The sequence below is a fragment of the Bacteroides sp. MSK.20.12 genome (genome assembly GCF_019052435.1).
Classification (GTDB): domain Bacteria; phylum Bacteroidota; class Bacteroidia; order Bacteroidales; family Bacteroidaceae; genus Bacteroides; species Bacteroides xylanisolvens.
In genome coordinates, this window is record NZ_JAHQVH010000061.1 from 1 (window position 1) to 21,560 (window position 21,560).

General features: G+C 37.5%; 20 protein-coding genes and 1 tRNA gene. 5 read left to right on the forward strand and 16 right to left on the reverse strand.

Annotated features, from left to right (window positions below; translation table 11 throughout):
• Window positions 1-999: mobilization protein (locus KTR06_RS22320; protein WP_117737104.1), on the forward strand; the 999-nt coding region annotated here is incomplete at its 5' end.
• Between the two features lie 88 nt (window positions 1,000-1,087).
• On the forward strand, window positions 1,088-1,441 hold the full coding sequence (locus KTR06_RS22325; RefSeq protein ID WP_004308780.1) for a nuclear transport factor 2 family protein: 354 nt from the start codon (window positions 1,088-1,090) through the stop codon (window positions 1,439-1,441).
• A gap of 284 nt (window positions 1,442-1,725) precedes the next feature.
• Here the strand turns inward: KTR06_RS22325 and KTR06_RS22330 are convergent, their stop codons facing one another.
• From KTR06_RS22330 to KTR06_RS22345, 4 genes are all read right to left on the reverse strand, one after another.
• On the reverse strand, window positions 1,726-1,878 hold the full coding sequence (locus KTR06_RS22330) for a hypothetical protein (protein WP_005786088.1): 153 nt from the start codon (window positions 1,876-1,878) through the stop codon (window positions 1,726-1,728).
• Between the two features lie 10 nt (window positions 1,879-1,888).
• Window positions 1,889-2,401: a lincosamide nucleotidyltransferase Lnu(AN2) gene (lnu(AN2), locus tag KTR06_RS22335; RefSeq protein ID WP_004308783.1), complete on the reverse strand. Its 513-nt coding sequence runs from the start codon at window positions 2,399-2,401 to the stop codon at window positions 1,889-1,891.
• A gap of 24 nt (window positions 2,402-2,425) precedes the next feature.
• Window positions 2,426-3,631, reverse strand: coding sequence for a macrolide efflux MFS transporter Mef(En2) (gene mef(En2), locus KTR06_RS22340; protein WP_005786079.1), 1,206 nt, complete (start codon window positions 3,629-3,631; stop codon window positions 2,426-2,428).
• Between the two features lie 326 nt (window positions 3,632-3,957).
• Window positions 3,958-4,042, reverse strand: a tRNA-Ser gene (locus KTR06_RS22345).
• Between the two features lie 133 nt (window positions 4,043-4,175).
• Between KTR06_RS22345 and KTR06_RS22350 the strand changes: the two genes are divergently transcribed.
• From KTR06_RS22350 to KTR06_RS22360, 3 genes are all read left to right on the forward strand, one after another.
• Window positions 4,176-6,677, forward strand: coding sequence for an endonuclease MutS2 (locus KTR06_RS22350; RefSeq protein ID WP_120067444.1), 2,502 nt, complete (start codon window positions 4,176-4,178; stop codon window positions 6,675-6,677).
• Window positions 6,678-6,763: 86 nt separating this feature from the next.
• Window positions 6,764-7,816 (forward strand): magnesium/cobalt transporter CorA, encoded by a 1,053-nt coding sequence (gene corA, locus KTR06_RS22355; RefSeq protein WP_008021512.1) that lies wholly within the window; start codon window positions 6,764-6,766, stop codon window positions 7,814-7,816.
• A gap of 19 nt (window positions 7,817-7,835) precedes the next feature.
• Window positions 7,836-9,044 carry an L-serine ammonia-lyase gene (locus KTR06_RS22360; protein WP_004305771.1) on the forward strand — a complete coding sequence of 403 codons (1,209 nt, stop codon included), beginning with the start codon at window positions 7,836-7,838 and terminating at the stop codon, window positions 9,042-9,044.
• A gap of 64 nt (window positions 9,045-9,108) precedes the next feature.
• Here the strand turns inward: KTR06_RS22360 and KTR06_RS22365 are convergent, their stop codons facing one another.
• The 12 genes from KTR06_RS22365 to KTR06_RS22420 form a co-directional block, all read right to left on the reverse strand.
• Window positions 9,109-9,609, reverse strand: coding sequence for a PepSY-like domain-containing protein (locus KTR06_RS22365; RefSeq protein ID WP_004315193.1), 501 nt, complete (start codon window positions 9,607-9,609; stop codon window positions 9,109-9,111).
• A gap of 37 nt (window positions 9,610-9,646) precedes the next feature.
• Window positions 9,647-10,093 carry a PepSY-like domain-containing protein gene (locus KTR06_RS22370; RefSeq protein WP_004315194.1) on the reverse strand — a complete coding sequence of 149 codons (447 nt, stop codon included), beginning with the start codon at window positions 10,091-10,093 and terminating at the stop codon, window positions 9,647-9,649.
• A gap of 346 nt (window positions 10,094-10,439) precedes the next feature.
• A complete protein-coding gene (locus KTR06_RS22375) occupies window positions 10,440-10,796 on the reverse strand; it encodes a hypothetical protein (protein ID WP_008770851.1) in 357 nt (118 codons plus the stop codon).
• A gap of 1,094 nt (window positions 10,797-11,890) precedes the next feature.
• Window positions 11,891-12,859, reverse strand: a complete 969-nt coding sequence (locus KTR06_RS22380; protein ID WP_074911406.1) for an NAD(P)-dependent oxidoreductase — start codon at window positions 12,857-12,859, stop codon at window positions 11,891-11,893.
• Window positions 12,856-13,977, reverse strand: a complete 1,122-nt coding sequence (locus tag KTR06_RS22385; protein ID WP_128859515.1) for a glycosyltransferase family 4 protein — start codon at window positions 13,975-13,977, stop codon at window positions 12,856-12,858. Before KTR06_RS22385 ends, KTR06_RS22380 begins: the two co-directional genes overlap by 4 nt.
• Window positions 13,978-14,001: 24 nt before the next feature.
• On the reverse strand, window positions 14,002-15,069 hold the full coding sequence (locus KTR06_RS22390; RefSeq protein ID WP_217290820.1) for a glycosyltransferase family 4 protein: 1,068 nt from the start codon (window positions 15,067-15,069) through the stop codon (window positions 14,002-14,004).
• Window positions 15,069-16,334 carry an O-antigen ligase family protein gene (locus tag KTR06_RS22395; protein ID WP_008021503.1) on the reverse strand — a complete coding sequence of 422 codons (1,266 nt, stop codon included), beginning with the start codon at window positions 16,332-16,334 and terminating at the stop codon, window positions 15,069-15,071. The genes KTR06_RS22390 and KTR06_RS22395 overlap by 1 nt, the downstream gene beginning before the upstream one ends.
• Entirely contained in the window at window positions 16,318-17,472 is a 1,155-nt protein-coding gene (locus KTR06_RS22400; protein ID WP_008021500.1) for a glycosyltransferase family 4 protein, read from the reverse strand. Before KTR06_RS22400 ends, KTR06_RS22395 begins: the two co-directional genes overlap by 17 nt.
• Complete coding sequence (locus KTR06_RS22405; RefSeq protein ID WP_008021498.1) at window positions 17,469-18,578, reverse strand: glycoside hydrolase family 99-like domain-containing protein; 1,110 nt, start codon at window positions 18,576-18,578, stop codon at window positions 17,469-17,471. Before KTR06_RS22405 ends, KTR06_RS22400 begins: the two co-directional genes overlap by 4 nt.
• Window positions 18,579-18,654: 76 nt before the next feature.
• A complete protein-coding gene (locus KTR06_RS22410) occupies window positions 18,655-19,311 on the reverse strand; it encodes a DapH/DapD/GlmU-related protein (protein WP_270828079.1) in 657 nt (218 codons plus the stop codon).
• 87 nt (window positions 19,312-19,398) lie between these two features.
• Entirely contained in the window at window positions 19,399-20,304 is a 906-nt protein-coding gene (locus KTR06_RS22415) for an alpha-1,2-fucosyltransferase (RefSeq protein WP_008021494.1), read from the reverse strand.
• 1 nt (window position 20,305) lies between these two features.
• Window positions 20,306-21,547, reverse strand: a complete 1,242-nt coding sequence (locus KTR06_RS22420; RefSeq protein ID WP_008021492.1) for an NAD(P)/FAD-dependent oxidoreductase — start codon at window positions 21,545-21,547, stop codon at window positions 20,306-20,308.
• Between the last annotated feature and the right edge of the window lie 13 nt (window positions 21,548-21,560).

Consider the following 21,560-nt stretch of genomic DNA (forward strand, 5'->3'; position numbering starts at 1 on the left):
TTCCTGCATAAAGACGAAGGGCATTGGCTGAACGGTCAGCCGGAAGCAGAAGACAAGGAGAGCTTCCAAGTCGGTAACAGATGGTTCAAACCAAATTATCATGCTCATGTCGTATTCGACTGGATGAACCATGAAACTGGAAAGAGCCGAAAGCTCAATGACGAGGATATGGCAACCATGCAGACCCTTGCTTCCGATATTCTCCTGATGGAACGTGGACAGGCAAAAGCTGTCACAGGTAAAGAGCATCTGGAACGAAATGATTTCATCATTGAGAAGCAGAAAGCCGAACTGCAACGTATAGAGGAAACCAAGCGACACAAGGAACAACAAGTAAGCCTTGCCGAACAGGAACTCAAACAGGTAAAAGCAGAGATACGCACGGACAAACTAAAGAAAACAGCCACCAATGCTGCTACCGCCATAGCAAGCGGTGTAGGTTCTCTTTTCGGAAGCGGTAAGCTGAAAGAACTGGAACATCACATCGAGCAGCTACATCAGGAAATTACCAAACGGGACAAAGCTACTGATGAATTAAAAATTCAGATACAACAAATACAGGAACAGCATAGCAGACAAATTCGTAATCTTCAAAGAATACATAATCAAGAACTTGAAGCCAAAGACAAGGAAATATCACGATTGAGCACCTTGCTTGAAAAAGCCCACAAATGGTTTCCCATGTTCAAAGAGATGTTGAGAATGGAAAAATTATGCGCTGTTATCGGGTTTACCAAAGACATGATAGAAAACCTCTTGACAAAGAAAGAATCCATACAATGTAGTGGCAAAATTTATTCCGAAGAACACAGGTGGAAATTTGACATCAAGAATGATATTTTTAGGGTTGAGAAACATCCGATGGATAGTGGTAAGCTTATGCTGACCATAAACCGACAACCCATAGTACAATGGTTTAAGGAACAATGGGAAAAGTTACAGCAGAATCTACGTAACTCGGTGCAGAGAGAGCAAAAATCCAGAGGATTTAGAATATAGAATAGCCTATTATTAATAAAATCAAGTATCTATGCATCCAAACAGATTGTTTTTATTACAGAATCAAAATCCTAAGAATTTATAAAAAATGAAGCCTAAAGAAGTTTTGGAAAAATGGATAGATTGCTTTAACAAAGCAGATGCTTATCATATAGCAGAGCTGTATGCTACTAATGCAGTAAATCATCAAGTCGCAAACGAACCAATAATAGGTAAAGAATCAATCTACAAAATGTTTGTGAATGAATTTGCCACTGCTAAAATGGTTTGTATGGTGGAAAATATTTTTGAAGATGGCGAATGGGCTATCATGGAATGGAAAGACTCTCTTGGACTTCGTGGATGCGGATTTTTTCATGTAAAAGATAACAAAATCGTCTTTCAAAGAGGGTATTGGGATAAACTTTCATTCTTGAAGCAACACAATCTTCCAATTGAATAAGTACTATCAGAATACGGACTGGGAAATTGAAATACCCAGTCCGAGTTATATAATGAATTTTACTTGTTAAACTATTTAAAGTCAGTTGGATAACAAACCATACCTTTCACATTCTCAGTAGCTCCAGGTATTAATTCAGCCACCATGCAATATTCATGAGAGACTTCGAAAGGAAATTCAATTCCTAAATCGATAGCCTTGCGATAGCCAAATCGAGGATAATACTCTTTATGCCCCAATACGACTGCTGTGCCGTAACCCAAAAGTGCTGCCCTCTGATGGGCTTACTGAATCAACATCCCCCCCCCAATTCCCTTACGCTGGAATTCCGGCAAGACTGCCAATGGAGCTACACTCAGGGATGTGACAGACTGGGTGTCACTGTCTATCTTTACTTCTGTAAGTAAGATATACCAGACAATTTGTTTTTCTGTCATTTTCTTGTTCTTATCTAATTGTTAGGCTCATTGTTGTTATACATTGTTTAATTATAGATAAATCGTGAATATCCTTCTCTCTTAAATCGTAGCCCGAATGGAATACTTGTTGCCCTTTTGCAGAAATGCAAGGGATGCTTCTGCCTTCAAAGACTGCTGTTCCAAAATAGTCCGGTTGAAATTCATACCAGCCTCCATCCAAGTCGGCTTGTTTGGAAGTGCCGTCCGCATTCAAGACAAAAGGATGGATATCAATATAGCCTAATTCTTTGCTATACAGTTCCACACGGGTGGGCAACCAATTTGTTTCAATTTGATATCCTCTCTCCTGCAAAAGATCAAGGAGTTGGTCTGTATAATTGGCATCAAAATCAATGTCAATATCTCTATGCAAGCGGGTTTGCTGTCCGTACAAGACATCCACTCCCCAGCCTCCATCCAACCAAAACTGCATGTCCAGGCTTTCCAACAAGTCCAAAACTTGAAATAACTCTGTAATCGTAGTGTGTTCTTTCTTTGTCATATAATAATTCTTTAATAAATAATACTATGCGTAATTATCCAACTGCTTGATTGAAGAAATAAAATTTGCACCCACTCCAATCAGAAAGATAACCCATCCGCTGATCATAAAGACGGATGTGATACCCCATGCTTCCACCCAATATCCTGAAGCTACGATACCCAGCATTGATGGAAAGGTACTCAAACTAAAGATGAGAGAAAAAGTCCGTCCAAGCATGTCCGAAGCCAAGTTCTGCTGAATAATAGCGATGAAAAGCGCATGGTAAATGGAATAGGCTATGCCTCCTGTAAATGTTAGGCAAACAAAACCTATAAATGCGCTTGATGGTAAATAACTGGCGCTAATCAGATACAATCCCAATATCACATAAGCCGTATGCATCACTAATGTTTGCTTGCTTTTCAAAGCCTTACAGGCAAGTACTAAACCGCCCAACAATGCCCCTGAGCCCCAACCCATTTCCACAACTCCCATTTGCAAAATGTTTCCGTTGAAATGCAGAAGCGTCATAAAAGGAAATAACGTAAAAACAGGCATAAGGACAAAAGTCACCAGCGTAAAGCATACGAATAAAGGCAAAATGCCCATTGTACGCCGCAAGGTATGCCAACATTCCGTCAGTTCTTTTTTGAAATCTGGAAGAACTTTCGTTTTTTGAAGAGAAGGAATCTGGACACAAAGTAAGGTCAGACAAGCAGCAACAGCTCCGATCACATCTATGAGCAGAATATACTGTATGGGAAGCCAAACAACGAGGCTTGCCCCTACAACGGGAGCTATCACCTCACTGAAGGATTGAATGGAATGGTACAAACCTGATACCCTGACAAGATGGTGCTTGGGAACCAGTAGAGGGATGCTTGCCTGTAAAGCAGGTGCATGAAACGTACTGCCTATTGAACGACAAGCAGTCAATAGATAAAAAAAAGAAAGGTCTTTATAACCCTTGGTTATCACAATAAAAAGACATAGGGTACAGAACGCGATGAACAAGTCCGAATAAAACATCGTTTTCTTTCGATTCCATCTGTCAACATAGACCCCGGCAAACAAGCCTAATACAAATTGTGGTAAAAATCCAGCTAAAATAGCCAGAGATAAAGCTGTCGGGGATTTAAATTCGTTGCTAATCCAAAAAATAATGGAGAAGCCAACAATCGTACTTGTTAAAATAGATATGAGTTGGCCTATTCCTATCACGGCCAAAGTTGATTTCCAATGATTCATTGTGCTAATATTTCATGCGTTTATAGATAAGTACTTTCGTACATTAAGCAAAACGAAATTCTATCCACACAAAAAACTTGTATTATAATCCACTCCTGACGTTGGAATACAATAACAAATACTTTCAGGACGATGTAAAGTCCTGAAAAATCAAACTGAATGGATAGATAAATATTAGTCTTTTCTCATCGGATTCTTTTAATATCGCTACTCTTTTATTATGTAGTGGTTGTATTATCTTAAATAAAACAAAAACACCGACTTTACATTCTTGGGTGTAAAACTGGGTGTTTGTTTTGCAATCTGCTGATTTTCAGCGTTTGTTGCGGAGAGACAGGGATTCGAACCCCGGGTACCTCGCAGTACAACGGTTTTCAAGACCGCCGCAATCGACCACTCTGCCACCTCTCCAAAACTCCTTTATCAGAAGTGCTTTCCGTTGAAAGCGGTGCAAAGGTACGAATCATTTTTAAATCTGCAAACATTCTGATAATTTTTTCGCGAATTAATCGTATTTTTGCAGTCCATTAGTAAGAACAAAGATATGATATACCCTCAAAATTTTGAGCAAAAGATAGGATTCGACCAGATCAGACAGTTACTAAAAGATAAGTGTCTTAGCACTTTAGGCGAAGAAAGAGTTACAGACATGACCTTTTCCGAGCAACATGAAGAAGTAGAGGAGAAATTAAACCAGGTAACAGAGTTTGTCCGTATCATCCAGGAAGAAGACGGATTTCCCGATCAATTTTTCTTTGATGTCCGCCCTTCACTAAAGCGAGTGCGGATAGAAGGAATGTATCTGGACGAGCAAGAACTATTCGACCTGCGCCGTTCATTAGAAACCATCCGTGACATTGTACGCTTTCTCCATCGGAATGAAGATGAAGAAGAGAACGACACCCCCTACCCCAGTCTGAAACGACTGGCAGGAGATATAGCCGTTTTCCCTCAACTGATAGGAAAAATAGACGGCATCCTTAACAAATATGGAAAAATCAAGGATAATGCTTCCACCGAATTAGCCCGTATACGTCGCGAGCTTGCCAGTACAATGGGAAATATTTCCCGCTCGTTAAACAGCATTCTGCGCAGCGCACAATCCGAAGGATACGTAGATAAAGACGTAGCTCCCACCATGCGTGACGGACGTTTGGTGATCCCCGTCGCACCCGGACTCAAGCGAAAAATCAAAGGTATTGTACACGATGAATCCGCTAGCGGGAAAACAGTGTTTATAGAACCGGCGGAAGTCGTAGAAGCCAACAACCGTATTCGCGAACTCGAAGGCGACGAACGACGCGAAATTATTCGCATCCTTACCGAGTTTTCAAACATTCTCCGTCCGTCTATCCCGGAAATTCTTCAATCATACGAATTTCTGGCAGAAATAGATTTTATCCGCGCGAAAAGCTATTTCGCCATACAGACCAATAGTCTGAAACCCGCCGTAGAGAATGAGCAACTACTGGACTGGACAATGGCTGTGCATCCTTTATTACAACTTTCACTTGCCAAACACGGAAAGAAAGTCGTACCACTGGATATAGAACTGAATCAAAAACAACGCATTCTTATTATATCCGGTCCGAATGCCGGAGGTAAGTCCGTCTGCCTCAAAACAGTCGGTTTACTGCAATATATGTTGCAATGCGGTATGCTCATTCCCTTGCACGAACGCAGTCACGCCGGTATATTCAGCAGCATCTTTATCGATATTGGTGATGAGCAATCTATTGAAGACGATTTGAGTACCTACTCTTCTCACTTGACCAATATGAAAATCATGATGAAGAGTTGCAACGAACGGAGCCTCATCCTGATTGACGAGTTCGGTGGAGGTACGGAACCGCAAATTGGAGGTGCTATTGCCGAAGCCGTCCTGAAACGTTTCAACCAGAAAGGAACATTCGGAGTCATCACCACCCACTACCAGAATCTGAAACATTTTGCCGAAGATCATGAAGGAGTAGTGAACGGAGCCATGCTTTACGACCGCCATCTCATGCAAGCACTTTTCCAGCTACAAATCGGAAATCCCGGAAGTTCGTTTGCCGTAGAAATCGCACGAAAAATCGGATTGCCGGAAGATGTCATTGCAGATGCTTCGGAAATCGTAGGAAGTGAATATATCAATGCCGACAAATACCTTCAGGACATCGTGCGCGACAAGCGTTACTGGGAAGGAAAACGTCAAACGATCCGTCAACGGGAAAAACACATGGAAGAAACCATTGCCCGCTACCAAACGGAAATGGAAGAGTTGCAGAAATCACGGAAAGAGATCATCCGGCAAGCAAAAGAAGAAGCGGAACGGATGCTTCAGGAATCCAATGCACGCATTGAAAACACAATACGCACAATCAAGGAAGCACAAGCTGAAAAGGAAAAGACACGCCAGGCACGTCAGGAACTGACAGACTTCCGTACTTCTTTAGATGCGCTGGCTTCTAAAGAGCACGAAGAGAAGATTGCACAGAAAATGAAGAAATTAAAGGAGAAACAAGAACGGAAGAAAAATAAGAAAAACGAACCGAAAGCCGCAGTCTCTTCCCCGTCAAGTGCTCCTAAAGTAGTGCCGATTGCAGTAGGTGAAAATGTAAAAATCAAAGGACAGACAAGTGTCGGTCAAGTGATGGAAATCAATGGTAAAAATGCAACCGTTGCTTTTGGAAGCATAAAAACGACCGTAAAAATAGACCGTCTGGAACGTAGTAATAATGCACCCAAGATGGAAGGAATCGCCAAAAGCACCTTTGTCAGTAGCCAGACGCATGACCAAATGTACGAAAAGAAGCTTAGCTTCAAACAAGACATTGACGTACGTGGAATGCGTGGAGACGAAGCTCTGCAAGCAGTCACCTATTTTATCGATGACGCCATATTAGTCGGCATGGACCGTGTACGCATCCTTCACGGCACAGGAACGGGAATACTTCGTACATTAATCCGCCAGTATCTGGCCACCGTACCGGGAGTGAGCCACTATGCCGACGAACATGTGCAGTTTGGCGGTGCCGGAATCACAGTAGTCGATTTTGACTAACCTGTAAACAAAACGTCCAAAGAACTTGTTCTCATTTAGAAAACCACTACCTTTGTTACAGTGGTTTTCTAAAACGAGAATAAAGCATGAAGAATAATCTGTTAAGCGAAAAGCTTATTTACACAGGAGCCAGTCTTACTCCTACCCACTTACATCTTTGTACTTACAATGCTACCGAGATGCAGGAAAGCGCCAACGACACCTTTCAAGCCATCAAGGGAACACTGAACAGCGATCGGATCAATTGGCTACAAATACACGGAATGAAAGATACGGAGACTATCCGGGAAATTTGCAGTCATTTTGAAATAGACTTCCTAGTCCTGCAAGATATACTGAATGCGGATCATCCTACCAAGATAGAAGAGCATGACAAATACATCGTCCTGATCTTAAAAATATTCTACCCCAACGAACATAAAGAAGAAGACGAACTGGACGAGTTGCTCCAACAGCAAGTTTGTCTTATTCTAGGTAATAACTACGTACTTACTTTCCTCGAAAAAGAAACCGACTTCTTCGATGATGTCAGTTCCGCCCTGCGCAATGATGTCCTGAAGATACGTAGCCGCCAGACTGATTATCTACTTAGCGTGCTGCTCAACAGCATCATGGGAAACTATATTTCAACAATCTCTTCCATTGATGACGCACTCGAAGATTTGGAAGAAGAACTGCTCACCATCACCAGCGGTGATGACATCGGTATTCAGATTCAGGCATTACGACGCCAATATATGCTGATGAAAAAATCTATCCTTCCACTAAAAGAACAATATATAAAGTTACTACGGGCAGAAAACCTGCTTATTCACAAAGTGAACCGTGCCTTTTTCAATGATGTAAACGACCACTTGCAATTTGTATTACAGACCATTGAGATCTGCCGGGAAACTCTTTCCTCATTAGTCGATCTGTACATCTCCAACAATGATTTACGTATGAACGACATCATGAAGAGGTTAACCATCGTATCCACCATCTTTATCCCTTTGACATTTCTGGTCGGAGTATGGGGAATGAATTACAAATGGATGCCCGAGCTCGAATGGCAATACGGGTATTTATTTGCCTGGATTGTAATGGCAATTATCGGTATTATTGTATATTTGTACTTCAGAAAAAAGAAATGGTATTAACAAAAACACATCATCAGTCATGAAATCGATAAAAGAGCTATATAGAATAGGCACAGGACCTTCCAGTAGCCACACTATGGGACCGCGTAAAGCTGCCGAAATGTTTCTGGAACGTCATCCGGATGCTGCATCTTTTAAAGTAACCCTTTACGGCAGTTTAGCTGCTACAGGCAAAGGACACATGACGGATGTAGCCATTATAGACACTTTGCAACCCACTGCCCCGGTAGAAATTGTGTGGCAGCCCAAAGTCTTTCTACCGTTCCATCCGAACGGAATGACATTTGCAGCTCTGGATAGCAACGATAAAGTGCAGGAGAATTGGACTGTTTATAGCATCGGTGGTGGTGCACTGGCAGAAAATAATGACAATCCAACCATCGAAAGCCCCGATGTATATGGTATGGAAAACATGACTGAAATACTCCAATGGTGTGAAGATACCGGAAAAAGTTATTGGGAATACGTAAAGGAATGTGAGGAAGAAGATATATGGGACTACCTGGCTGAAGTATGGGCTACCATGAAAGATGCCATTCACCGTGGACTCGAAGCAGAGGGCGTACTACCCGGACCACTAAATCTCCGGCGGAAAGCCTCCACTTATTACATACGTGCTACCGGATACAAACAATCCCTGCAATCCAGAGGGCTCGTCTTCTCTTATGCTTTGGCAGTAAGTGAAGAAAATGCTTCCGGCGGTAAAATAGTAACCGCTCCTACCTGTGGCTCCTGCGGAGTCATGCCCGCCGTACTTTATCATCTTCAAAAAAGCCGTGACTTTAGCGATATGCGCATTTTACGTGCGTTAGCCACTGCCGGCTTGTTTGGCAACATCGTCAAATTCAACGCATCCATTTCCGGAGCAGAAGTAGGTTGTCAGGGAGAAGTAGGTGTTGCCTGCGCAATGGCTTCGGCTGCCGCCAATCAATTGTTCGGGGGCAGTCCTGCACAAATTGAGTATGCAGCAGAAATGGGCCTGGAACACCATTTGGGAATGACTTGCGACCCGGTATGCGGATTGGTACAAATTCCCTGCATCGAACGAAATGCATACGCCGCCGCACGTGCGCTGGATGCTAATCTTTATTCAGCTTTCACCGATGGCATGCACCGTGTCTCTTTCGACAAAGTAGTGCAAGTGATGAAACAGACCGGACATGACCTACCGTCACTCTATAAAGAAACAAGTGAAGGAGGATTGGCCAAGGATTACAAACAAATGTAATTATAAAAAGCAACGGACCATTCCTTTTATAGAAATAGTCCGTTGTCATTTTTATGATTAAAAATTATTCAGTTGGCGGCCAATTCGTATCGTCTCCGTTACTGATATCTTTCTCATGTATCAATCCGCCATCCTGCGTGAAATAAAGCGAGTAGCGCTGGCTACCTTGTTTCACCTGAATCACAGATTCCATCGGATTCTGTGGAAATGTCAACACATATACATCTGTCACTACCCACGCGTTATATTTAGAATCTATAAAAGCCGTATAAACAGCCGGCACCAACTGATCGATACTGTTCAGTTCATTTTCTGTCATCACCCAGTTGGCATTAGCATCAAACCAGACTTCCAATTCATCATTGCTCACCCAACAGTCAGCTACATAATAAGCACCTTTCATCTCCCATTCTATATTCTGGGCAGCCGGATATACCTGTTTCAAGGCCTCCGTAATATTACTGGGCGGAACAAAAGTATCATCATCGTCATTATCACATGCGCCGAAAGAAAGGGCAGTCATAAGCAACACTACTGCCCATGCGCTAAACTTAAATCTCCACATAGTTATCTTCTTGTTTAGGTCTATTTACTGCAACTAGTTAATCATCAGCCTTGATAAATTTTCCTTTCTTATCAAATTTGAAAGAAAGCCCGGTAGACAATTCAATCTCATACCCTTTGCGGTCACGTTCCACTTTCGTCACTCCTTCATTCACAAAATTATGTGCTTTCAGGTAGTTGACAGCGAATCCCGGAACAATACTAACAGGAACAGTCTGCCCTTTCTTAGCACTTACCTCTTCCCAGTTTCCCTTACTGTCAAAATCAATTTCCGTACCATCCATCAATAACACTTCATACTTGGTAGATTCCATCATATCCTTATCAATTTTGATATGGGCAACCTGTGGCTTTGTAAAATTACTATTGATAAAATTACGTGCCGGAAGCGGCAACTGATTCATGTCTTTAGTTATCACATCTTTTGCGAATGAAAACTGCACGGCTACCAGAGCCAGTACAAGTAGAGATAGAAATTTCTTCATAATCGTTATTCTTTTAGCGTTAATACTATACTTTATTCTATGCTACAAATAACGATACAGATTCCGGAAAGATTTAGGAATATTATGAGTTTGCTCTTTTTTTGTATTCTTTAACCATCTATTCTATTTTCCACTCCCCTATGGTACAACGTTCCCTTAAAGCGCAATATACCAACGATCCTCACAGACAGTTGGTATATTTCACATATAGATACATATCAGTTTTTACACCGATACGAGGGTCAAGTTAAAAATATACCGCTGTACGATTTCTAACCTGCAAAATGTAGGGATTTCATGAGTTTATCATGAATCTAGGGACCTACATATTTCTTCATTTCAACATTTATTTTATACCATCCCAATGCATTACTACCACCCACTCTTTCGGTTGGTAAGTTCCGTGAAAACGGTGCGGAACCGTAGCAACCACCAAATCACAATTGGAAGCTAATACGGCTCTTAATTCCTTCAATAACATATCCATCCGAACAATTAAATGAAGATACTTCATCATACACCGTATCACCCGTACATACTGATAAATGCACATATCCTCTCCCCGTCTTATCTCACTCAGAGTATTAGGAGAAATAGCAAATTCGCTGGAAAAGAAACTGTTACTGAAAATACGATCCGTTCCCATTAAAGCCAATACCAAATTGCTTAAAAACTCGTATGGTTTCTGTTTTTCTTTTGCCATGTCATTCTATGATTAATAATTTATAATATTTCAGTTTTTATTACCTTATCAAATATTGTCCACATAGGGAAACAATTAGCGATTCACTGCTAAAATCAACTGTCACTGACACTATTCACAAAAAAGCATATTACGTGAGCTTCCTGCATTTTTTCGAGCATACAAATTTTCGTCCCTAAAAAAGCAACGAGAGTTTATCTACTGGATACAAGCAAGTTACAAATCTAACACACCTCTTCTTTCCCCCACCAACGCGCCCTCCTTTCAAAAGGACAAAAGGACATAAGGACAAAAATCCCCTATGGTACTATAAAAATTCCAATACCAACGACGAAGCCTATTAGTTGGGAGAGGAATTCCAGAAAGGAACTCCTTTATTCCCCCGAAATTTGCACAATAATTTTACCTTATTGTCGAATGATTGTATTATTGAAGGCGGAAGCAAACGCGAACAAGATATCGCTCTTCTTTCCAAGCACGGCCCTTTCACCAAATAATCCTGACAATATAGGTAATTTTGTTCAAGAGTTGCCCAATCATTTCATGACAGACAAAACGATTCAGGTTGGCGCAAAACACGATTTCAACATTCGTAAGGTAACACGTCTACAAAATCATTTAACATAATAAAGATCAGCAATATACCTCATGATTCTTATACTAAGATGAATAAAAACAGTCATATATGTCCTTTTTGTCCTTTTGTCCTTTTGGAGAGTCAGAAAAACATCGGAAGATTTGAAAAAAACATCTCAATGATTGAAATCAAACATTGGGATATTTCGATACAAATCTCCCAATGTTTTTTCTTTATATTTGTGTATCTAAATACATCACTATACGTAAAATCAGGAAATATCAACGATCTTCACAGACAGTTGATATAGTGGGAAATTCACATCGGCTTTAACCTCCGATGTCAGGGCGTAGATTAGAAATGCGCCGTCGCGCTATTTCTAATCCACAATGTAGGAGAATCATGCTGTAAACAGCATGAAGCTAGGGACCTACATTTTTTCATCTCACATACGAAACACTCACGTGTTTATTACATCTCAACATTTATTTTATATACCCAAATTGTTTCAGAAAAATCATCTCAAATACTTATTATCGTTATCTCTATACCAATCCTTAATAGCTTCTTCAAATGTATAATGAAACTTATACCCCGAATCAGCCAATTTCTTTCCGCATATATTAGTAGAAATCATTAACTTCTTCACACGAGCAGGACAAATACCTAAAGCTTTTCCCCCTAACGGACCGACAATCCTTGCAACTGTCATTAGAAGACTTCCCGGCACCTCGACAACAGTACGTTGTACTCCCGTAGCCTTTTTCATCGTTTCTACTATTTGCTCGATAGTAAAAGCTGGTTCATATGTACAGTTATATAACTCTACTCCTTCATTATGATTCTCTAAACGATAAAACATAAAGCGAACCAATTCTTTCACATAAATGCAAGCTTTAATCGTATCTTTACGGCCCGGATAGAAGAACTTACCGCCACGGATACCCCAATACAAACGAGTAAAGTTACCATTTTCCCCTTTACCGAATACCACACCCGGACGAACAATAGTAAGTTGTCGTTCGTTCGACTTTTTTGCCTGCCAAATCGTATGTATTTTTTCAGCCACTAACTTAGAAATTCCATAAGGCGTGTTCGGTGTGGGAAGCGTCTCTTCTGTTTTCAAATCTTCTGCTGCACCATAAGGAGCTATGGAACTGGTAAAAACGATTTTCTTTATCCCGAACTTCTCGGCAAAAGCACATACATTCTCTGCACCACGAATATTCGTCTCAAAATAAGCCTGGTCCGGATGCCCCGGGGTACGATGAACGGCTGCAAAGTTAAAGATGACGTCTTCGGAAGTAACGGGAACATCAATATTTATTTCAGAACGAACATCACAATTGATATATGTAGATTTACCTTCATGGCTATTCTCCACAATATCCAGATTGTATATTTTTGTACCCGGATATAAATTATCAATTAGAGCAATAAGATGCGTACCGATAAAACCGGAACCGCCAAATATAAAATAACTCATTTCAATAGATGATTAAATTCATTATATTTTAACTCTACAAACTCCTTTATTTCCTTCTTAAAACGTTCTTCCGAAAAAGTCTCCGCATGGTTACGTATTATTTTAGGATCAAACGATGTTTCTAGTTTTTCAAATCTTTCTACTGCATCAATAATCGATTCTACAGTTTGTTCATAAAAGAAAAGACCTGTTACTCCTTCTTTTACTGTTTCCAAAGAACCTCCCCTGCCATAAGCAATAACAGGAGTCCCACATGATTGCGCTTCGATCGGAATCATACCAAAATCCTCATCTGCTGCAAAAACAAAGGCTTTAGCTTTCTGCATCTTTTCTTTTAGTACCGCAAATGACTGATATCCCATGACAGTTACATTATGCCCGGCAATCTTGCGTATCTTTTCCAAATTAGGACCTCCACCAATCACAACCAGCTTTTTATTAGGCATACGACTGAAAGCTTCGACAATAAGATCTATTTTCTTATATCCCACCAAACGACTACTAGTTAAATAGAAATTTTCTTTCTCTACGCACAAATCAAAGTTAGAAATATCAATATTAGGGTGAATTGTTACAGCATCCCGCCTATAAGTCTCCTGAATTCGACGTCCCACATAATCGGAATTACTTATAAAATAGTCAACCCGGAAGCTGGATATCAAATCCCATTTACGAATACGGTGAAGCATATATTTAGCCAGATATCCTTTCAAGCCTTTTGTCAACCCCGATTCTTCCAAGTATTCATGATACATATCCCATACATAACGAATAGGAGAATGACAATAACAAATATGCAGTTGATCCGCTTTGGTTAGAACTCCTTTGGCAACAGCATGAGAAGATGATATAATCACATCATATCCCCGTAAATCAAACTGTTCTATTGCAAACGGAAATATAGGCAAATACATCCTATGCTTCTTTACCCCTAAAGGCAACTTCTGAATAAATGATGTATGGACTTTATTCCAGTCAATCCCTAATTCGTCACAAACTTGTTTTTTAGCAACTAAGGTGTAAATATCTGCGTCTGGAAATACATCCGCAATAGCTTTGACTACTTTATCTGAACCGCCAACGGTCACTAACCATTCTTGAATGATGGCAATCTTCATCTTATTTCAATTTTAAACAATAACTTACTGATTTAAAACCTGTACATACGTATCTACAATAGAAGATATCATCTTTTCCATCGTAAAAGTTTTAAGATAAAGTTCACGAGAATTTATCGAATATCGATTCAACAAATCAGCATTTATCGATAATTTTTTTATTGCATCTACAGCTTCTTGTTCTGTTTTAAACACAAGCCCATTATAATCGTGAAGTACAACTTCATTATTACCAACCACATCTGTAGCGACTATTGGAAGCCCTACTGATGCAGCTTCAATTAGGGCATATGGTAAACCTTCAAAACGAGAAGTGGATAGATACAAATCAGCGTTCTTAAGATAAGACATGGGGTATTCTGTGAATCCAATAAAATTTATATTAACATGCTCTTCTACACTTTTTTGTTTTAATCGCACAAAGTCTTCTCCATCTCCCACCCACACAAATTCTATTTCATGATTATTTCTTAATGCTTTTGCTATTCTATATGCCATATCCATATTTTTTGCAAAATCAAAGCGAGATAATGAAATTATTACAAGTTTATTATCATATCTATTAAATTTAAGTCCTTCATCAGCAATAGCATTATATATTATAACTGATTTATCTGTAAACAAAAAACGCATCGATTTCCCAAGTTCAAACTCGCCATTTGACACTAAAATAAATTTATTTGTAAGATATCTTAAACTACGTCCTATTATTTTATGTATACAGGATATAAAATATGAAGAATAATTATTCGTAATCCCATGAAAAGTATGAACAACTTTAATCTGCGGCAGAATTATTTTCAAAATTCGGGAATATAAACCTGCACCATTTCCATGAGAATGAAGTATACTAATATTGTTTTCAATAATAAAGCGTCTTAATAAGAATAAGTATTTAATACTGAACTCCCTATATGGAATATTTATACATTTCTTTATTTTAGGATGCTCCTGCCACAAATCGCCATATGGCTTACCCTGAGGGAAAGCTACATAAATATTGAAATCAGAAGGTAACTCGTCAATCAATTGATGAACATGACGCGGACCTCCTCCAAAATCTGCTCTAACTGTTATCAATAATATATTCATTACTCTAAATTCATTTGATTGTTTTTATTATTCTGTTTTTCACTAGCCATAATTCCCAAAACAATTAATACTTGACAATACAATAAATCCGAAGTTATTGCAGACCCAGAAATTAAACTACCTATCAAAAGTCCTAAAAAGTAAGTTGTAGAAATTAAACTCCATGGTCTAAAAACATTTGTACAAAGTTTAAATATCTCTTTCCAAAAAAGAATTGAATAAATGCTAGCAAACACTCCTCCATACCATAAAAATTGTACAAAATAATTCTCTGGCAATAATATAAAAGGATATTTTACTTTTAATGCTATCGACCGTACAATATCTTCATAAAAAGAATAATTGTATCCATATCCAGTCAAAATAAAGAAAGGATTATCTATCAAAGAAGAAAAAAATAATTTCCAAGCGCCAATTCTAAGTTCAATATTTCCTTCATTTCCTGTTGTACTTATAGCCTCTTGAGTATATAATATTTTATTTACTAAAGGAATATATTCACCATAAATACTCACCACACTAATTAAAATAATTAGAATTACAATATACCCTACAAAATATTTCTTTTTTCTTATTGTCTTAATTACTAAACCACATATTACACACATGAAACAAACTAAAGCTTCTCTACTAACAGAAGACATCAAATTTATAACAGTAAACATCAGTGTAGTAAGAAGCATTGATAATTTAATTTTTTTGGAGAAGAACAATACTAAAGCAAATGTAAATATAAGACATGAATAATCTCCAAAGACACCGTGGGCTGATAAACCTGACGAAACAAGAGACATTGATTTCAAATCAAAACATTTATTACTCAAACCTGAATTGAAACCATTGCCACTCCAAATAGAAACCGATTCTGACAGCTGAAACAAAAATAAACATAGACTTAAAAAAGAGCATAAAAAATATGAGTAAAGAATCTTACACAAAATTCTAGGGTTACATTTATATTCAACATAAGCCAAATATCCAAGAGGAATATAAATTATTCCTTTAATAACTTTCAGTAATGACGATATTTCAATAACATAAATAAAAGAATAAATAGTTGAGACTAACACTATTCCCCACATAGCCAAAACTATTCTCTGAAATTTAAGTCTAATAAAAGGAAACAATAAAGGAAAAAATACCAATAAAAATATTTCAACTAAATATAAATTAATTTCCCCCAGTTTTAACTTAGGCATGAAAGGAGTAAATATGGCCAAATAAAGAATTAATTTGCCTATGTCCAAATTAAAGTTGTTCTTCATACTGCTTTTCTATTGCAGAAGCAATAATTGCACTTCCATGTTCCCAACCTTTTTCCGTTTCCGCATAATCTTCCCGCAAATATCTCTCCATTTGTTTTATTATATACGGTTTTTTATACAGAAGCAAAATTGAATCAACAAGCTGTTTTACGCTTCGCGGCTCTATTAGAATTCCAGAATACTCATCAACAACTTCAGAAAGTCCTCCTACATTAGTCGCAATTACAGGTTTGCAATATGCAAAAGCAGTCATAATCACTCCACTTTGTGTAGCATCGACATACGGACAAACGACTATATCTGTATTAAATACATAATCAGCAATTTCCTCATTAGTAAGAAATTTGTGTATAAACTTAAAATTGCTATACTTAAGATAAGGATCTATATCGAAATATAACTCGCCTGATCCAGCTATCGTTAACTCTATATCTTGATAGCCTTGTTTTACTATTTCTTCAAATGCGGAACAAAGATATTCTATACCTTTATATTGAGAAATTATCCCCCAAAATAAAATCTTGAACTTTCCATCTTTTTTCTTATTACACGGTCTATAAACTTTCATAAATTCAAATGTACTCAAATTGGAACAAAATACATCTTGAGGAGATAGTTTATAATTTCTAATAAAAGCTTCATATTGCTTCGTATTAAAAATAACTTTATTACGAATCAGTTTAAAAGCAAGATAACGAAACAATATAAGCCACTTTTTTTTATATCCAGAATGAGGAAAAGGATCATGAACTAATAATACTATTTTATGATAGTAAAACAAAAACAACAATACAGTATAGGGAGCCGTTGTATCAGTTAATATAACACTAGGTGATATTTTTCTCACAACTCTTACCACATCATAAGCTTTCTTTATTGCGTTAAAAAAATTTTTATTAGTCAAAGAATAAATCAAGTAGGTTTTTTGAAGGTTAAAAAATGAAGAGAACTTTGTCATTTCTTCATAATCTATAGCCCTATTGATTCCTCGTCTAATATTCTTTATACCAAATTTATTAGGAATATCCTGTCGACAATCAGTGACATAATACAAATCATAAGTTGTATTTAAACGCTTCACAATACTTAGATTTGGTTCCAATAATGCCATTTCAGAAACAAAAGCCACTTTTTTCATTTCCCTAATGTACTATTCAATGCCTCATGTAAGGCGTTAATATATCCCTTCCCAAATGTAAGATCAGGTTCCATATAATTACCTTCTCCCCATTCATTCCAGGATTTCAAAAAGATTAATTTATTTCTTTTATATTGAACTGTCTTAAGGGCATCTTCAACATGCAATCTAAAAAATTCAGGGGATTCATTTAAAAACATACTGCCTTTCATTCCACTTCGTGGAGTATGATCCCAATTAGGTACAATGCATGGAATCACATCTTCACTCCCATCTATATTTTTATTTATCAAATACGGAATGCACTTTTTATAATCAACAGCAAATTGAGGATAATGATAAAACAAAGATCTTATTTTCTGACGTATATAATATAATATTTTTCCTCTTTTATTTTGAGCATCAAATATGACACTAGCTAAACGCTGAAAAGTCACAGCATTATATCCTTTTTCAATAAACATCTCTTTTTTATTAATGCCACCTACTATATTAGCTACTATATAAATGCCATCCAACCACCCAGCCTCACGAGCCAATTGTTGAAACATATCAATATACTTCAGTGGTAAAGACACTGGATCATAAACAACTAAAAGAGGCATTCCATCTATCTTTATATATCTTTTATCCCTAAAAGCACGATTTAAATAAGAAAAATGCATTTCAATATCCTCCTCTCCCGGATATGTTTGTTCCATTAATAATTTATCTCCTGTGGAATCTTTATCAAATGTTTTAGAATACCAAGAATGATTAGCCCATGCTAAACAAAAAGGAAAATCAGGTTTACCAGATTCAAGAACTTCATCAAATACATCTTGCATAAGTCTCTTTCCATTTCCAAACCAATAATGCCAATAACAAAACCCAAATATTCCAGCTTCTTTTGCAAGTTTTACCTGCTGTTCTCGTACAACTGATAATCTCAAATCATAATAGCCCAAATCAGCAGGAACTCGCGGTTGCCGATGTCCTTTAAATAAAGGCTTAGCTTTACCAACATTTGTCCATTCTGTAAAACCATTTCCCCACCATTCGTCATTTTCTGAAAATGGATGAAATTGAGGTAAATAAAATGCAATAACTTGCGCTTTTCTATTCATATATTAATTTTATCATCATTTTTTCAACTTCGCTGTTGACAGTTAGCAATATTTTTACCTATATTGCAAATTCTTTTCAATCTAGCAATGTCATCATTTTAATGACTTTAGCTGGTACTCCCCCTACTACTGCTCCACTTGGAACATCATGAGTTACCACAGCATTAGCTCCGATTATTGCCCCATCTCCAATAGTCACCCCTGAAAGTATACGTGCACTCTCACCAATCCAAACATTATTACCGATCACAACAGGACCTTTTGCATAAAGTGGTCGCAACGATGGAGGAGTATTTAATTCTGACTCTATATTTTTACCATGAGAATTATCAGAAATATAGACATATCTACCTGTTAACACATTATTACCTATTGTAATACTATGACAAGCAGTAATATGACAATACTCCCCAATTCTACAATGACTGCCAATCTGAATAGAAGGAGTGTAATCGTATCCAGCATATTTATCCCATGCCGTAAGCACTATTCCACGAGAAAGAATTGTACCATAATCTATTTTAACATATTGTAGCCCTTTAAGCTGTCGCGCGTGATATATACGACCTTTAATGTCCTTGAAATGCCAATGGATAGCATAATTAAATAATCTACCACATACTTTGCCTGGCAATAAAAAAAAATATTGAAAAATATTACATAATGAAAATACGATCTTCGACAACATACTCATATTTCTTATTTTTCCAATGATTTCCTTAACAGTTTTCACTTAAAATATTTTTACATAAAAAAACGATAAAATAACAGAAAGTTCAAACCATGGCATCAAATTTATTTAATACATTCTAGCACTTATTTACAATGAAATCCAATCTTCACACATTATATCACAAGTTGAAAAAAACGAATTGATTGGATTGAAAAATCTTTTGGGCCCAACAACAATCTTATCCTGATTTGCATTAAGCCATGCTGCCCACCAACTATAAGTACTATTTCCTATAATATTATGCTTAGCACATGACATCAACTGCATATCTCGAAAATTACGTTTCCCTGATACCTCATTCCAATCTACTAATATGTATTCAAATTCAGGAAGATTATCTTTTACCCAGCAAGGATTATCCGTGAATACATAAAAATGAGGGTTATTTATATGCTTTCTCATATAATCAATTGCTTTCATATAATAATCGACTGTACATAATCCTTTTCCCATCAATTCTGATTGCATATAATCATCACCTTTACGTAAGTGAATAGCTACAGAATTTTCCTGCGACATTTTTGCTGCAACCTCAATATTTTTTAATTCATCAAAAGGCAAAAAAGTAAACTGTTTACGTATATCATCCTCACAATGTCTAAAATACTTTTCGCTTTGCCAAAAACCCTTATAAATACAATTTCTAGTAGCACATTTCTCCATGTCAGGTACATATCCATACATAGGTTCGTCAATGTATACTTCATCACCGATAAAATTATGCCATTTCTTCATAAACTCTTGAAATCTTCGCTCCAAGCCATTTCGCGGTAAAGAAGGAAATACCCACTTAAAATGCCCCTCCGGCATTACTTTTATATCTATCGAGGGAAAAGCATCTTGAAGTCTAACCAATTCAAATGCCCATTGAGAACGTGGTTTAAAGTTACTTTGATCAAAACAGACATCTAACCCCTTAGCCATCAGCCCCCGACCAAAAGCATAATGAAACATTTGATTTGCCAATCCAGCATTTACATTTACGGCTATCATACTACTTCAATTTATTATTACACAAATCTAGAGCTGCCCCCATTGCTACATCCATATTATAATACTCCCATTCAGCAAAACGTCCAAGAAGAAATAGACCTTCTGGCTCAGTAACACATTTCACACTATTGACAAATTCACGTGTATCTTTTGCTTGGATTGGATATGTATAAGGAGCATAGTTATGTGCTATATATTTGGGATGATATGGTATACGAGAGAGATTATCAATAATATCATTCTTACTAATCTCATCTGTAAACTCAATGGTAGCCGACATTACTCCATTCGCACGATTTGACTCTGCAAAATTACCTGTACAAATGATACGGTGTGCCTCATGAATATGACTTGGCATATAAATCCAGCTATATGGATTATCTTCAATCTCACAAAGTACAGTTGTGGTACCATGGGCTTCAAGAGCTTCAATACCTTCAATATAAGCCGATAAGTCAACTCCTTTAACTATTAAAGGTATTGACTTCATATTGCCAGTAAAAATAACTCTATCACAAATCTCTCCGTTCACAGACCATCCTTTTTCTATTTTTTCAATAGATTTTACATCTACATTATAATGTATTTCAAGTCCTTCTGAAAGGCGGTTAGCGACAAACTGCGAACCCTCTTTTTTCGGATAAAAAAACGAACTATGTACAAAAGACCTTTCCTCAATATGCTTAAAATTATTATAAATAATATCTTCAAGTGTAGGCATTGGTAATTTACCAACCAACCACGACAGTGGAACGTTTGTCAGTGGACGACGCCAGATCTTTTCATTGTATGGTCGAAAATATTCACGATAAAGTGTCTCACCAAAACGAGCTCGCAAAAATTCTTCAAAATTAGTAGGTTCTACAGGCTTATTAGTAGCCATTAACACAATATCATTAATAAAATTTTTCATCATCTCATCTGAAAGTTGATAAGCATGATTCTCTATTGGATAAGCAATTATGGTATTATCAGCCATTGAAACAACTGAATTTCGATCTGCCATAGTAAACTCGTCTTTTTTGTCAAAATGACTCCAAAACCAATCCAATACATCCTGACGTTTTGTGTTAAAGACATGTCCTCCAGTGCGATGAAACAAATGTCCATGCACTCTATCACATTTTACCATCCCTCCTGGACGCGAATCTGCCTCAAATAGTTGCACATCATGTCCATACTCCTTAAGAACCTGCCCAATACTCAAACCTGATATACCAGCTCCGACAATAATATATTTCATATTCATATTATTT

Bases quoted from the DNA above. Each gene is read 5' to 3' on its own strand.
- KTR06_RS22325 (WP_004308780.1), top strand. From the start codon at position 1,088: ATGAAGCCTAAAGAAGTTTTGGAAAAATGGATAGATTGCTTTAACAAA.
- KTR06_RS22330 (WP_005786088.1), bottom strand. From the start codon at position 1,878: ATGACAGAAAAACAAATTGTCTGGTATATCTTACTTACAGAAGTAAAG.
- KTR06_RS22350 (WP_120067444.1), top strand. From the start codon at position 4,176: ATGATATACCCTCAAAATTTTGAGCAAAAGATAGGATTCGACCAGATC.
- corA (WP_008021512.1), top strand. From the start codon at position 6,764: ATGAAGAATAATCTGTTAAGCGAAAAGCTTATTTACACAGGAGCCAGT.
- KTR06_RS22360 (WP_004305771.1), top strand. From the start codon at position 7,836: ATGAAATCGATAAAAGAGCTATATAGAATAGGCACAGGACCTTCCAGT.
- KTR06_RS22365 (WP_004315193.1), bottom strand. From the start codon at position 9,609: ATGTGGAGATTTAAGTTTAGCGCATGGGCAGTAGTGTTGCTTATGACT.
- KTR06_RS22370 (WP_004315194.1), bottom strand. From the start codon at position 10,093: ATGAAGAAATTTCTATCTCTACTTGTACTGGCTCTGGTAGCCGTGCAG.
- KTR06_RS22375 (WP_008770851.1), bottom strand. From the start codon at position 10,796: ATGGCAAAAGAAAAACAGAAACCATACGAGTTTTTAAGCAATTTGGTA.
- KTR06_RS22380 (WP_074911406.1), bottom strand. From the start codon at position 12,859: ATGAGTTATTTTATATTTGGCGGTTCCGGTTTTATCGGTACGCATCTT.
- KTR06_RS22385 (WP_128859515.1), bottom strand. From the start codon at position 13,977: ATGAAGATTGCCATCATTCAAGAATGGTTAGTGACCGTTGGCGGTTCA.
- KTR06_RS22390 (WP_217290820.1), bottom strand. From the start codon at position 15,069: ATGAATATATTATTGATAACAGTTAGAGCAGATTTTGGAGGAGGTCCG.
- KTR06_RS22395 (WP_008021503.1), bottom strand. From the start codon at position 16,334: ATGAAGAACAACTTTAATTTGGACATAGGCAAATTAATTCTTTATTTG.
- KTR06_RS22400 (WP_008021500.1), bottom strand. From the start codon at position 17,472: ATGAAAAAAGTGGCTTTTGTTTCTGAAATGGCATTATTGGAACCAAAT.
- KTR06_RS22405 (WP_008021498.1), bottom strand. From the start codon at position 18,578: ATGAATAGAAAAGCGCAAGTTATTGCATTTTATTTACCTCAATTTCAT.
- KTR06_RS22415 (WP_008021494.1), bottom strand. From the start codon at position 20,304: ATGATAGCCGTAAATGTAAATGCTGGATTGGCAAATCAAATGTTTCAT.
- KTR06_RS22420 (WP_008021492.1), bottom strand. From the start codon at position 21,547: ATGAAATATATTATTGTCGGAGCTGGTATATCAGGTTTGAGTATTGGG.